Source organism: Gibbsiella quercinecans, assembly GCF_002291425.1.
Taxonomy (GTDB): Bacteria; Pseudomonadota; Gammaproteobacteria; order Enterobacterales; family Enterobacteriaceae; genus Gibbsiella; species Gibbsiella quercinecans.
The window spans coordinates 982,380-995,552 of record NZ_CP014136.1 but is presented as its reverse complement, the minus strand read 5'-3'; the positions used below and the strand labels follow the sequence as shown (position 1 = coordinate 995,552).

The window sequence follows — 13,173 nt, the reverse complement described above, 5'->3', positions numbered from 1 at the left end:
AGCTTACTGAAGTAAGTGACTGGGGGGAGCGAGGAAAGCCAACACACCTGCAACTTGAAGTATGAAAGGTATAGAGATATGCGCCTGGCCGGCGGTGGGGCAACCTCCCGTGCGGCCGGGTTCCAGCCCGCAAAATATACTTTAAATCGTTTGAGTTGCAGGCCGTCGGCGGTGCGGCACATCCCAGGCGCCAGACGTTTGGCCGTGGCTGGGGCGGGTAACAGAGCCAACGCCATGCAGCTTGAAGTATGACGAGTATAACAACCGCCAGGTGTAACTATGGCCGATAGCTCACGTGACTTTCTGCTGGAGATGACGGGTATCAATAAGTCATTTCCCGGCGTTAAAGCGTTGGATAATGTTAATTTACGCGTTCGCCCGCACTCTATTCACGCGCTGATGGGGGAAAATGGCGCTGGTAAATCAACCTTATTGAAATGCCTGTTTGGTATTTATAAAAAAGATACGGGCAGCATTATTTTCCAGGGGCAGGAAGTTGATTTTAAAAGTGCCAAAGAAGCGCTGGAGCATGGCGTTTCCATGGTGCATCAGGAGCTGAATCTGGTGTTGCAACGCAGCGTGATGGACAACATGTGGCTGGGGCGTTATCCGGCAAAGGGCATGTTTGTCGATCAGGACAAAATGTATAAAGACACCAAAGAAATCTTCGACGAACTGGATATCGATATTGATCCGCACGCCAGGGTTGGCACGCTGTCGGTTTCGCAAATGCAGATGATCGAAATCGCCAAGGCGTTTTCCTATGATGCAAAAATCGTCATTATGGACGAGCCCACCTCTTCGTTAACCGAAAAAGAGGTGAACCACCTGTTCACCATTATCCGCAAGTTAAAAGCGCGTGGCTGCGGCATTGTTTATATTTCCCACAAGATGGAGGAAATCTTTCAGCTGTGCGATGAGATCACCATTTTACGCGACGGCCAATGGATCACGACCCAGCCGCTGGCGGGGCTGGATATGGACAAGATTATCGCCATGATGGTTGGGCGTTCGCTCAGCCAACGCTTCCCCGATCGCAGTAATACGCCGGGCGAGGTTATTCTGGAAGTGAAAAATCTGACCTCGCTGCGCCAGCCTTCGATCCGCGACGTTTCTTTTGATCTGCACAAAGGGGAGATTTTGGGGATCGCCGGGCTGATGGGGGCGAAGCGCACCGACATTGTGGAAACCCTGTTCGGCATTCGTGAAAAAGTCGCGGGCACCATTAAGCTGCACGGCAAGGCTATTAATAACAACAGTGCAAACGAGGCGATTAACCGCGGCTTTGCTCTGGTGACCGAAGAGCGCCGTTCCACCGGGATCTATGCCTATCTGGATATCGGCTTTAATTCGCTGATATCCAATATTCGTAATTATAAAAATAAAATTGGCCTGTTGGATAACGTGCGCATGAAAAGCGACACCCAATGGGTGATTGACGCCATGCGGGTAAAAACGCCGGGGCACCGGACGACGATGGGGGCACTCTCCGGCGGCAACCAGCAAAAAGTGATCCTTGGGCGCTGGTTATTAACGCAGCCGGAAATCCTGATGCTGGATGAGCCGACGCGCGGGGTTGACGTGGGGGCAAAATTTGAAATTTATCAGCTGATGGCTGATTTGGCGAAAAAGGGCAAGGGGATCATTATTATCTCGTCCGAAATGCCGGAGCTTTTGGGTATTACCGACAGAATACTCGTGATGAGTAACGGCCAGGTTGCGGGCATCGTTAATACCAGACAAACCTCGCAAAATGAAATCTTACGTTTGGCATCCCTGCACCTTTAAGGATTGTAATTATGAATGTGCTAAATAAAAAAACGCTGTTCACCTATTTTAAAGAAGGCGGCATTTATGTGGTATTGCTGGTGCTGCTGGCGATTATTATTATCCAGGACCCAACTTTCTTAAGCTTAATGAACCTAAGCAATATTCTTACGCAGTCTTCGGTGCGTATTATTATCGCGCTGGGGGTGGCAGGGCTTATCGTGACCCAGGGCACGGACCTTTCCGCCGGGCGCCAGGTGGGGCTGGCGGCGGTGGTGGCGGCCACGCTGTTACAGTCGATGGATAACGTCAACAAAGTGTTCCCGCACATGGAAACCTGGTCTATTCCACTGGTGATCCTGCTGGTTTGCGCCATTGGTGCGGTTATCGGCCTGATTAACGGCCTGGTGATTGCCTATCTTAACGTTACGCCGTTTATCACCACGCTGGGCACGATGATTATCGTGTATGGGGTTAACTCGCTGTATTACGATTTTGTCGGCGCTTCGCCGGTGGCGGGCTTTGATCAGAAGTTCTCAACCTTCGCTCAGGGGTTTATTCGCTTTGGCGATTTCAAGCTTTCCTACATTACGTTTTACGCGGTGATTGCGGCTATTTTTGTCTGGGTGCTGTGGAATAAAACGCGCTTCGGCAAAAATATCTTTGCGATTGGCGGTAACCCCGAGGCGGCGAAAGTCTCCGGTGTGAATGTGCCGCTGAATTTGATCATGATTTATGCGCTGTCGGGCGTGTTTTATGCCTTTGGCGGCCTGTTGGAAGCCGGCCGTATCGGCAGCGCCACCAATAACCTGGGCTTTATGTATGAACTGGATGCTATCGCCGCCTGCGTGGTAGGCGGGGTGTCGTTTGCCGGCGGGGTGGGGACCGTGCTGGGGGTGGTGACCGGGGTAATTATTTTTACCGTGATTAACTACGGCCTGACCTACATTGGTATCAATCCGTATTGGCAGTACATCATCAAGGGCAGCATTATCATCTTTGCGGTGGCGTTGGATTCGCTGAAGTACGCCAAGAAGAAATAGTCCCTCACCCTATCCCTCTCCCACAGGGAGAGGGGACCGCCCGAGCATCATGTTAGATATAGCGCGCGGCTGTGGGTCATTGCTCCCTCTCCCCGTGGGAGAGGGCCGGGGTGAGGGCAGAACTGGTGGCACGGTACGCTCCCTCTCCCTATGGGAGAGGGCTGGGGTGAGGGCCCGGTATCAGGATTTCTTCAGCGCCTTTTGCTTTTCCGCAGCGAGTTTATTTCCCTGCTCCACCATCTGCTCCGGCGACACGGCCGGATAGCCCTGGGCGTCTTCCGGCACGTTGTGCATGGAAGATATCGGGATCATCGGGCCGAGGAAACGTGGCTCGCGCTTCAGAATATATAAATCGCTCAATGCGCCAAGGCGGGCGAAAATCTCGCGCACCCGCACCGTCATCATGTCTTTTGGCGAGGGCACCGCATAGCACTGCGCCTGAATGCCCATATGCAACGCAATAAACAGCGCGCGTTCGCAGTGGAAGCGCTGGGTGATGATAATAAAATCGTTGGCATCGAAAACTTTACGGGTGCGCACAATGGAATCGAGCGTGCGAAAACCGGCATAGTCCAGCACGATGTCGCTGGGCGCCACGCCGGCGGCGATCAGATCGCGGCGCATGGTCATCGGTTCGTTATAGCTTGACTGGGCGTTATCGCCGCTCAGCAGCAGGTATTTCACTTTGCCGCTGTTGTAGGCATTGAGCGCGCCCTGAATACGGTAGCGATAATACTGGTTAATCACGCCGGTGCGATAATACTTGGCCGTGCCGAGCACCACGCCAACCTGCCGATGCGGCAACTCTTGCAGTTCGTCGTAAACGTAGGGGGCGGTTTTCCAACTGATCCAGCGATCGAGCGCGATAACAGACAGCACCAACACCGCAATGATGATGAACAGGCTAATTATCAGGCGTTTCCACATTTCCGGGCCTTACGCACATAGATGCTGACAGAATAGAGCAAGGCTACTTTACCTGACTAGCTGGCGCAAGCGATGCACCATAAGGAACGCGTGCGGCGCCACATTTTTCAGCAGGCTATACGCTATTGCCCCCCATGATGGGGGGCAATGGATGCGGGGTTAGAACGACGTGCGTTTGTAGTTGCGGTACTGCGGGCTCCAGAAATTGTGCTCAATCGCTTTTGACAGTGCATCTTCCGATGTCACCACCGCCATGCCTTGCAACTGCGCCGCTTTGCCCACTTCCATGGCGATACATTTCGATACGCCCTGAATGTCGTCAATGTTCGGCAGCAGCGGGCCCTGGCCATCGTTGGCAAGCGGCGAGCATTCGGCCAGCGTGCGGCTGGCGGCCATCAGCATGGCGTCGGTCACGCGGTTGGCGCCGGAAGCCAGCACCCCAAGGCCGATGCCCGGGAAGATATAAGAGTTGTTGCACTGGGCGATCGGGTACTGTTTGCCTTTGTACATCACCGGGGCGAACGGGCTGCCGGTGGCGACCAGCGCCGCGCCGTCCGTCCAGTTGATGATGTCTTCCGGGCGAGCTTCCACGCGTGAAGTCGGGTTGGACAACGGCATGACGATCGGGCGCGGGCAATGTTTATGCATCTCGCGGATGACTTCTTCCGTGAACAAGCCGGGTTGGCCGGAAACGCCGATCAGAATGGTCGGTTTGGCGTTGCGCACCACGTCCAGCAGCGAAATCGCATCGTTTTCCAGCCCCCAGCCTGCCAGAGCCTCGCTTTTTTGCACCAGTTTGCTCTGGAATTCGAGCAGGTTGGGCAGCTTGTCGGTGAGCAGGCCGAAGCGATCCACCATGAATACCCGAGCGCGCGCTTCTTCTTCGCTCAACCCTTCGGATTTCATCTGGGCGACAATCTGTTCGGCAATACCGCAGCCGGCGGAACCGGCGCCGAGGAAGGCCACGGTTTGATCGCGCAGTTTGCTGCCGGCCGCGTGGCTGGCGGCGATCAGGCTGCCGATAGCCACAGAGGCGGTGCCCTGGATGTCATCGTTGAAGCAGCAAATTTCGTCGCGGTAGCGGTTAAGCAGCGGCGTGGCATTCTTCTGGGCAAAGTCTTCGAACTGCAACAGCACGTTCGGCCAGCGGCGTTTTACCGCCTGGATAAATGCTTCGACGAATTCGTAGTATTCGTCGCCGGAGATGCGCGGATGGCGCCAGCCCATGTACAGCGGATCGTTCAGGCGCTGTGGGTTGTTAGTGCCGACGTCCAGCACTACCGGCAAGGTATAGGCCGGGCTGATGCCGCCACAGGCGGTATAGAGCGAAAGTTTACCGATAGGAATGCCCATGCCGCCGATGCCCTGGTCGCCCAGGCCGAGAATGCGCTCGCCGTCGGTGACCACAATCACCTTCACGTTTTGCTTGGTGGCGTTTTGCAGCATGTCGTCGATGCGATCGCGGTTCGGGTAAGAGATGAACAGCCCACGCGCGCGGCGATAAATATCGGAAAAGTGTTCACAGGCTTCGCCAACCGTTGGCGTGTAAATGATCGGCATCATTTCGCTCAGATGGGCGTCCAACAAACGATAGAACAGGGTTTCGTTGGTGTCCTGAATATTGCGTAGATAAATGTGCTTGTCGTTATCGTTTTTGAAGTCCAGATACTGGCGGTAGGCGCGTTCCACCTGTTCTTCAATGGTTTCTACCGCTTCCGGCAGCAGGCCGTGCAGGTTGAAGTTGCTGCGTTCCTCTTCGGTAAAAGCGCTGCCTTTGTTCAACAGTGGAAATTCCAGCAGGATAGGGCCGGCATAGGGGATATAAAGCGGGCGTTTACTTTCGTATTCAAGTTCCATGGATTTCACTCTTTAGCGTAATCAGATAACGTTTATACCCTTTCATCATTTAAGCCGCAGGTGTGCTCGGTGCCGCCACGGGTATATCGTGATAGATCCTAAAAGATAAGGGAAATATGTACAGCAATTGTTATCAGATTATGGGGGAAAAGGGCAGATATTTGCTATTGATAGAAACATTATTTAACGAATACCGGCAGTTAGCGGAAAAATAGGGCGCTGCGGGTGCCTGCAGCGCCGGTAATTCAAAAGGCCACGCGTTGAATATCCAGGCAGCCCAGCGCTTCTAGCGTGGCGCGCGTGGCGGCCCATTGGCTGAACGGCGCGTTCTGCGGTTCGGCCAGCACCGCGCGGCTGATTTGCTGGCAATCGGCACCGGCCATGTTCATCAGAACCAGCGCGGCCTGCAACGGCGGCAGGCTTGGGTTGAAGGCGGCGTTTTCCGCATAGCGGCCGGTGAACACCTGGCCGTCTTGCGCTTCCAGCGCAACGCCGCTGTGGGCGTTGCTGTATGGCGCGTGGCTTTGGTTGGCCGCGGCCAGCGCCGCTTTCGCCAGTTCATCGTCCAGTTGCAGTTGGAAACCGTGGTCAACGCTATCCATTAACAACGAGTCGATCGCCAAGTCCTTCGGCCCGAAGGCATCAGGCAGATAATCCCCCAGCGTGGCCGGCTCGCGGTTCGGGAGATGAATTTCCAGCTCCAGGCCGCTGTTGAGTTCATTCATAAATTGGCGGCAGTGCCCGCAAGGGGTGTAATTAACGGTGATGGCGGCCAGCCCGCTTTCACCGCGCAGCCAGGCATGGGTGACCGCACTTTGTTCGGCGTGCACCGTTTGCTGCAGCGGAGCGCCATTGAACTCCATATTGCTGCCGAAATAGAGATTGCCGCTTGCGCCACGGGCAATGGCGCCCACATGGAAGTTTGAGATGGCCGCCAGCGCGCAGGCGGCGGCCAACGGCAGCAGGGCGAAGGCCAAAGCGTTATCATCCAGCCCGCAATGCTGCTTGATGGCTTCCGCTTGCTTTGCGCTCAGCACGCCCTGGAAGTTTTCAGTATCAAGATAAGGTTGCAGGGCGGCCTGCAGGGTGGCAGGCAAATCGCGGAAAGCAGTATGAAAACGCGTATGCATAGAAACTCTCTCCTCAGAAACGGGATAACATTCTAGGTAACCTTCTCATAATAATGTGTGACATATATCGCTTTATTTATGAAATTAATGTAACGGAAAGGGAGTCTGTGAGATTTAACGCAAATTTTAGCAGGCCGCCAATCCTGGCCGGCGGCCCGCCGACCGTTAGCTGAACAGATGCAACATGATCGGAAACAGGATCGGTGCGGTCAGCGAGGTAATGATGCCGCAAATGACCAGCGCCAGCGAACTGAACGCCCCTTCCTGGAAATCCATTTCCACGCAGCGCGCCGTTCCCAATGCGTGCGAGGCGCTGCCCATCGCCAGGCCGCGGGCGGATTTGGTGTTAATGTGCAGCAGGTTGAGCAACGGGTGGCCGAACACGGCGCCGAGGATACCGACAAAAATCACGCACACCGCGCTGATGGCGGGGATGCCGCCGATAGAGTCCGCCACCGCCATGGCGATAGGCGTGGTGACGGATTTAGGAACGATAGAGGCGGCGATTTCCGGCGTCGCCCCCAGCCACAGCGCGATGACCCCACCGCTGATCATCGCGGCCATGCTGCCGATAAAACAGATGGTGATGATTGATTTCCAGCGGGCGCGGATCTGATGCAGTTGTTCATACAGCGGGAAGGCCAGCGCCACCACGGCCGGCTGCAGCAGATCGTTTAGGATTTTACTGCCCTGAAAATAGCTTTCGTAAGAAATGCCGGTCAGCAGCAGGAACGGAATAATCAACGCCATGGACACCAACAACGGGTTGAGCAACGGCATATGCAGCTTGATCGCCAACTGCCGGGCGGCATAGAACACAATCAGCGTTAATGGCAGCGACCACCAGATATTCTGGATCATTTCTGTTCCCTCGCGCTTTCGACTTTTTTATTGGCGAGCGGGTGCCGGCTGTGCAGGTAGTGTGAACTGTAGCCCACCACCAGCAACACCACCAGGGTACTGACCAGGCAGGAGACCACCAACGGCCCCAGGTGGGCGATAAGCTGATCGTAGTATTTCATTACGCCAACGCCTATCGGCACGAACAGCAGCACCATATAACGAATAAAGAAATGGCAACCCGGTTTGGCCAGGCTTGAACGCACAATCTGTGAAGCGAGCAGGGCAAACAGAATGAGCATGCCGATAATGCTGCCGGGGATGACGATTGGCAATAGCGCTGAAATGGCATTGCCGGCAAATAAACAAAGATAGATCAGGCCGAACGATCGCAGGTATCTCCAGCCTTGTGTATACATGTTGCCCATGACGTTTTCCCCTTTAACTGACGCATTCATCATACAATTAAAGTGTGAGCTGTGCCACAAACGGCCGATGAATTCTGTCTATGGTAACCATTCCACTTTTACTGGTTGGCGTAGTGAATAACGGTAGCCGTTTCTGGCGAAAACGTCGCCAGGAGCGATGAACTTATAGGATTTTTTTTATGCCTTACCGGCTATTTCATGATAGAAATGAACACCTAAATATAAGTAATTAAAATAAGACAGGAAACAACACATGACACAAGCATATACCCATATCCCACCTTTCCGTGCTGATGTGGTCGGCAGCTATTTGCGCCCGCAATACTTACATGACGCGCGAGCGCGCTTTGCCAAAGGGGAAATTTCTGCCGCAGATTTGCAGGCTGTTGAAGACCAGGCGATTACCGAATTGGTGGCTAAACAAAAGGCCGCAGGGCTGCAGGTGATCACCGATGGCGAGTTCCGCCGGAGCTGGTGGCACCTGGACTTTATGTGGGAACTGAACGGGGTTGAAAAGGCATCCATCTCTAAGGGGTATGTGTTCGCCGATAAAGAAACCCGCCCGGAAACCGCGCGCCTGACCGGGAAAATTTCCGGCGAAAACCATTTGTTTATCGAACACTTCAAATTTTTGCTGCAGTTCGCTGAAGCGGGCATTACTCCGCGCCTGACCGTGCCTTCCCCGGCGCAGTTTCTGGCGGAACTGCAGCGCCCGGATAACAAAGCGCTGACGCTTGCCGTCTACCCGACGGAAGACGAACTGGTTGCCGATATCGCCAAGGCCTATCGCACCTTTATTAAAGAGCTGTATGCAGCCGGTTGCCGCAACCTGCAGTTGGATGACTGCACCTGGGGTATGCTGGTGGATCCGAAGTTTGCCGGCGGCGGCGCGGCGGATACGCCAAAATCGACCGAAAGCGGCTGCAGCTGCTGTGGCGGGGAACCTGCCGAGCCAACCAAAGCCCAGGCTTTGGCCGAGCTGTACCTGAAGGTGAATAATGCGGCCATTGAAGGGGCGCCGGCCGATTTGGTGCTGACCACCCACGTTTGCCGCGGCAACTACCACTCTTCCTGGGCTGCCAGCGGCGGCTACCAGCCGGTGGCTGACGTATTGTTCGCCCGTGAGAACGTGGCTGCTTACTACCTGGAATTTGATACTGAACGCGCCGGGGATTTCTCGCCGCTGGCGAAGGTATCACCGAATAAACAAGTGGTGCTGGGGCTGATTTCTTCCAAGCTCGGTGAGCTGGAAGACAAACAGGCGGTTATTGCGCGCATTAAAGAAGCGACGCAGTACGTTCCGCTGGAGCGCCTGTGCCTGAGCACCCAGTGCGGTTTTGCTTCAACGGAAGAGGGCAACGTGCTGACCGAAGAGCAGCAGTGGGCGAAGATTGCCCTGGTGAAAGCCGTTGCTGATGAGGTGTGGGGCTAATTCCTCGCTTTTCCCTCACCCTAACCCTCTCCCAAAGGGAGAGGGGATTGCCCGAGCCCTTGTTCATGCCCCTTCTCCCACTATTGGGCACGAATACGCCCTCTCCCTGTGGGAGAGGGCCGGGGTGAGGGGCGCACTCGCTGCCGCTACTGAGCACGAATACTCCCTCTCCCTGTGGGAGAGGGCCGGGGTGAGGGGGCGCACTCGCTGCCGCTACTGAGCACGAATACTCCCTCTCCCAGTGGGAGAGGGCCGGGGTGAGGGGGCGCACCCGTTGCCGCTACCGGGCACGAATACTCCCTCTCCTTTTGGGAGAGGGCCGGGGTGAGGGCATTAAGTGCGTAACCCGCGTTGCTCAAACGCCCGTATCGCCATCATTTTTACAAAGCGCGTTGCTGAAATGCCAAATACTAATCAAGCTAGCTTCAAACTCTCGCCGGAAAAACCGCTCTCTGCTGAGCAACTGGCGCTGAAACAGCGCGTTGAAGCCTTCCTCATTGATCACCAGAACGACGAGCATGCCCTTTTTGTTATCCATGGCGACGCCGGTACCGGGAAAAGCGTTTTCCTGAACGCATTGTTTGCCGATATCCAGGCGCAAAATCGCCAGCAGCCGGGCAGCCCGTTTGCCGGCCAGGAAAACTACCTGCTGGTCAACCACCCGGAAATGCTCAAGGCCTACAAAAATGCCGCGCAGGGTGTGCCTTATCTGCGGAAAAAAGACTATGAGCGGCCGACAACCTTTATCAACCGCATGGATAAAAGCGGCAGCCAGGCCGACATTGTGCTGGTTGACGAAGCCCACCTGTTGCTGACGCGCAGCGATCGCTACAACCATTTCAACCAAGACAACCACCTGGTTGAAATTGCCCGCCTGGCCCGGCTGATTGTGCTGGTGTTTGATGAAAAGCAGGTGCTGAAATTCAAAAGCCTGTGGCAGGGGGATGATTTGGCGCAGATCGTTGGCCGCTGGCCCCATGAAGCCTACGCCCTGCGGCACCAGTTCAGGATGCAGGCCGGCAGTGCGGTGCAAGCCTGGATCGACCATTTTTGCCAGTGCCGACTGTTGCCGCTGCCCAGCGCCGGGCGTGAGCACCAAGCCTTTGAGATAAAAATCTTTGCCGATGCCCAGGCGATGTATGATGCCATCCGGCAGAAAAACCGCACGGTGGGGCTGTCGCGGATGCTCTCTACCTATGATTACCCTTACCGGCTGGACGGCCAGGACTATTTTATCGAGGAAGGGGCATTCCGGCTGCGCTGGGACCGCTCGAAGCCGAATGAACGCTTGCCCTGGGCGGAGCGGCCAGACACCATTGATGAAGTGGGATCGGTATATACCGTGCAGGGTTTTGATCTTAACTATGTCGGGCTGATCCTCGGGCCTTCCGTATCCTGGGATGATCGCCGGCAGGAAATTGTGCTGGATCCCAGCCGTTATGAAGACAGCGCGGCTTTTCAGGGCAAAGCGAAGGTTGCCGAGGCCGGCAGCGTGCAGCGGCGCATCATGCTTAATGCCATCAACGTGTTGATGACCCGAGCGATCAACGGGCTGTATATCTATGCCCATGATGCAGGGTTACGTAATAAACTGCTGGCTTTGCAAAGTGCGGCAGTGACCAAAGGAGATAACCATGTCTGCAACTGAGGTGCTGTGGATCGACGATAAGCGTATGGCTGGCGTTTCGCGGCCGGTCGAGGCTATCGACGATCGTGTGAAGGCGGTGGTGGACGAGATGTTTGCCGTGATCGACGCCACCAAAGATTCTGGCCTGGCGGCTATCCAACTGGGGATCCCGCTGCGTATTGTGGCGATCGACATCGTGGATGATGCCGGGCAGCGCCAACGGCTGGCGTTAATCAACCCGCAGATCGTCAGCGTTTCAGCGGAGAAAACGGCGCATCTGGAGCTGTGTTCTTCCATTCCCGGCCACCCATTGCCTGCTGAGCGGGCCAGGCAGGTGACGGTGGCATTTACCGATCTGGCCGGTGTGCCGCAGCAGATTGAAGCCAGCGGCGCCTTTGCCGTTTGCCTGCAGCATGAGATCGACCATCTGGATGGGCACCTGCTGGTCGATGGCCTTTCCGAACTGAAGCGCAACCGCATCAAAACGCACCTGGCCAAACTGCGGCGAAAAACTGCCCCACGCACGGTCTAGGTCGCTTGAATCCGGGTTTTTATAGGCATATCATTTATGCGGTTATTGTTGTTGTTGACGAGTAGGAGGTCATAAATGATAACTGTGTATGATAGGTATAGAAACCGGATTGCCCCAGGCTGCAAGGTTATGGACAGCGAAACCGGTAAAATTGGGGTTATCGCTTCAATTCATCAAAACGGAATGGAGCAAGATCAGGCCCGCCGCGCAAATTGCGTTGAACTGAAAGGTATTAACGGGCTCTTCAAGCCTGAAAACCTGATGGGCCTTGGCACTTTGCATTGATGATCCCGCGTAAAGGCCAACCTCCGTGTTGGCCTTAATGTACTTTCCCTACCGTGCTTCCCACTTGCCTTAACCAAGGCGCTTTACGCTAAAAACGTGTTACCGAATGTGGCGCTGCCCCGCACGGCTGCTGGTTGCAACCTAGTGTTTTTGCGCCGCTAACGTGGCGAACCACGGCTGAATGAAATCATCGCTGGCGCCCCAGCCCGGGATAATTTTCGCCAGCCCGGCAACGTTGACCGGCCCCGGCTGGCTCAACAGCAATGCCTGTGGGATGGTGGCTGCTTTAAATTCATAGGTGGCCGGCGTAGGTTCGCCAGCAATCTTGTTCGCCACCAGGCGCAGGTTGATCGCGCCAATCAGTTTGGGATCGACCGCCACGCTGACTTTCCACGGGCTGCCGGATTCGCGCATCAGTTGCAGATCCTGGTTAGAAATATCAATGCTGTAGAGTTTGATTTCCGTACGGCCGTTCTCTTTTAACGCCTTATATGCGCCCTGAGAAAATGCATCCCAAGTGCCCCAAATCGCGTCAATCTTGCCTTTTGGATATTTTGCCAGGATCGCGCCGACCTTGTTGGCGGTATCACCCTGCACGTCGGAAGATACGGCCCCGATAGATTCCAGCTCATGAATGCCCGGGTTTTGTTTCAGCAACTGCTGATAAGCCGCCTGGCGGCGCTCCATCGGCGGGAAGCCGGCTACCCACAGCTTGACGATATTGGCTTTGCCATTGAAATCCTTCACCAACTGGCCGAAGGATTCATTGGTCAGCGATGCATCGTCCTGCTGGGTGACGGTGGCGCCAGGCACGCTGCCGCTGACATCGGTATCAAAGACGGAAACGGCAATGCCGGCGGCGGCAATGCGTTTGACCAGATCGGTGGAATAAGGCGCCCGGCCCTGCGAAAGAATAATACCGTCGTATTTCTGGCTGATGGCCTGGTTGACGAAATCCTGGAAGCGCGCGTCATCGCCATTGCTCAAGAAGGTATCGATCTTAAAACCCAGCTTGCGGCCTTGCTGAATGGCGCCGGCCAGGAACTGGGTAGTGTTGTCATCAGAGCCCAGGTTACGAATGATGGCAACGCGGATTGGCCCCTGGTGGCTGGCGATAGCGGCAGGCACCGGGGCTGGCACGGTTTCCGCCGCCAGCGATGGCAGTGCAATCAGCAGACTGAGCGCCAGCAATGAGGTCTTTATCTTTTTCATTATTGCTCCATAAGCAGGTGGAATTGTGATGGTTAAATATCCGTACGGAAGTCTTTCTGTCTGGACGTCTATTTGTTGTATTTGCAGCATCAT

General features: G+C 55.2%; 12 protein-coding genes. 6 read left to right on the top strand and 6 right to left on the bottom strand.

The window, feature by feature from the left end; translation table 11 throughout:
• Positions 1 to 279: 279 nt before the first annotated feature.
• A complete protein-coding gene (gene mglA, locus ACN28Q_RS04555; RefSeq protein WP_095845249.1) occupies positions 280 to 1,788 on the top strand; it encodes a galactose/methyl galactoside ABC transporter ATP-binding protein MglA in 1,509 nt (502 codons plus the stop codon).
• 11 nt (positions 1,789 to 1,799) lie between these two features.
• Entirely contained in the window at positions 1,800 to 2,810 is a 1,011-nt protein-coding gene (gene mglC / locus ACN28Q_RS04550; protein ID WP_095845248.1) for a galactose/methyl galactoside ABC transporter permease MglC, read from the top strand.
• 180 nt (positions 2,811 to 2,990) lie between these two features.
• Here the strand turns inward: mglC and sanA are convergent, their stop codons facing one another.
• The 5 genes from sanA to ACN28Q_RS04525 all read right to left on the bottom strand — a co-directional run bounded on the left by sanA (position 2,991) and on the right by ACN28Q_RS04525 (position 7,992).
• Entirely contained in the window at positions 2,991 to 3,737 is a 747-nt protein-coding gene (gene sanA, locus ACN28Q_RS04545) for an outer membrane permeability protein SanA (RefSeq protein ID WP_095845247.1), read from the bottom strand.
• A 159-nt stretch (positions 3,738 to 3,896) separates the two neighbouring features.
• Positions 3,897 to 5,594, bottom strand: a complete 1,698-nt coding sequence (locus tag ACN28Q_RS04540; RefSeq protein WP_095845246.1) for an NAD-dependent malic enzyme — start codon at positions 5,592 to 5,594, stop codon at positions 3,897 to 3,899.
• A 245-nt stretch (positions 5,595 to 5,839) separates the two neighbouring features.
• Complete coding sequence (cdd, locus tag ACN28Q_RS04535) at positions 5,840 to 6,724, bottom strand: cytidine deaminase (protein ID WP_095845245.1); 885 nt, start codon at positions 6,722 to 6,724, stop codon at positions 5,840 to 5,842.
• A gap of 165 nt (positions 6,725 to 6,889) precedes the next feature.
• Positions 6,890 to 7,585 carry a CidB/LrgB family autolysis modulator gene (locus ACN28Q_RS04530; RefSeq protein ID WP_095845244.1) on the bottom strand — a complete coding sequence of 232 codons (696 nt, stop codon included), beginning with the start codon at positions 7,583 to 7,585 and terminating at the stop codon, positions 6,890 to 6,892.
• Positions 7,582 to 7,992 carry a CidA/LrgA family protein gene (locus tag ACN28Q_RS04525; protein ID WP_095845243.1) on the bottom strand — a complete coding sequence of 137 codons (411 nt, stop codon included), beginning with the start codon at positions 7,990 to 7,992 and terminating at the stop codon, positions 7,582 to 7,584. Before ACN28Q_RS04525 ends, ACN28Q_RS04530 begins: the two co-directional genes overlap by 4 nt.
• A gap of 253 nt (positions 7,993 to 8,245) precedes the next feature.
• Here ACN28Q_RS04525 and ACN28Q_RS04520 point away from each other — a divergent pair, with 253 nt between their 5' ends.
• From ACN28Q_RS04520 to ACN28Q_RS04505, 4 genes are all read left to right on the top strand, one after another.
• Positions 8,246 to 9,424 carry a 5-methyltetrahydropteroyltriglutamate--homocysteine S-methyltransferase gene (locus ACN28Q_RS04520; RefSeq protein ID WP_095845242.1) on the top strand — a complete coding sequence of 393 codons (1,179 nt, stop codon included), beginning with the start codon at positions 8,246 to 8,248 and terminating at the stop codon, positions 9,422 to 9,424.
• A 400-nt stretch (positions 9,425 to 9,824) separates the two neighbouring features.
• The gene (locus ACN28Q_RS04515; protein ID WP_095848913.1) at positions 9,825 to 11,072 is read left to right on the top strand and encodes a DUF2075 domain-containing protein; all 1,248 of its coding nucleotides are present in this window, start codon (positions 9,825 to 9,827) and stop codon (positions 11,070 to 11,072) included.
• Complete coding sequence (def, locus tag ACN28Q_RS04510; RefSeq protein ID WP_095845241.1) at positions 11,059 to 11,583, top strand: peptide deformylase; 525 nt, start codon at positions 11,059 to 11,061, stop codon at positions 11,581 to 11,583. The genes ACN28Q_RS04515 and def overlap by 14 nt, the downstream gene beginning before the upstream one ends.
• A gap of 129 nt (positions 11,584 to 11,712) precedes the next feature.
• Positions 11,713 to 11,868 carry a putative selenium delivery protein YdfZ gene (locus ACN28Q_RS04505; protein WP_230469386.1) on the top strand — a complete coding sequence of 52 codons (156 nt, stop codon included), beginning with the start codon at positions 11,713 to 11,715 and terminating at the stop codon, positions 11,866 to 11,868.
• 141 nt (positions 11,869 to 12,009) lie between these two features.
• Here ACN28Q_RS04505 and ACN28Q_RS04500 read toward each other — a convergent pair whose 3' ends face one another.
• Positions 12,010 to 13,080, bottom strand: coding sequence for a sugar ABC transporter substrate-binding protein (locus tag ACN28Q_RS04500; RefSeq protein ID WP_095845239.1), 1,071 nt, complete (start codon positions 13,078 to 13,080; stop codon positions 12,010 to 12,012).
• Positions 13,081 to 13,173: the final 93 nt, after the last annotated feature.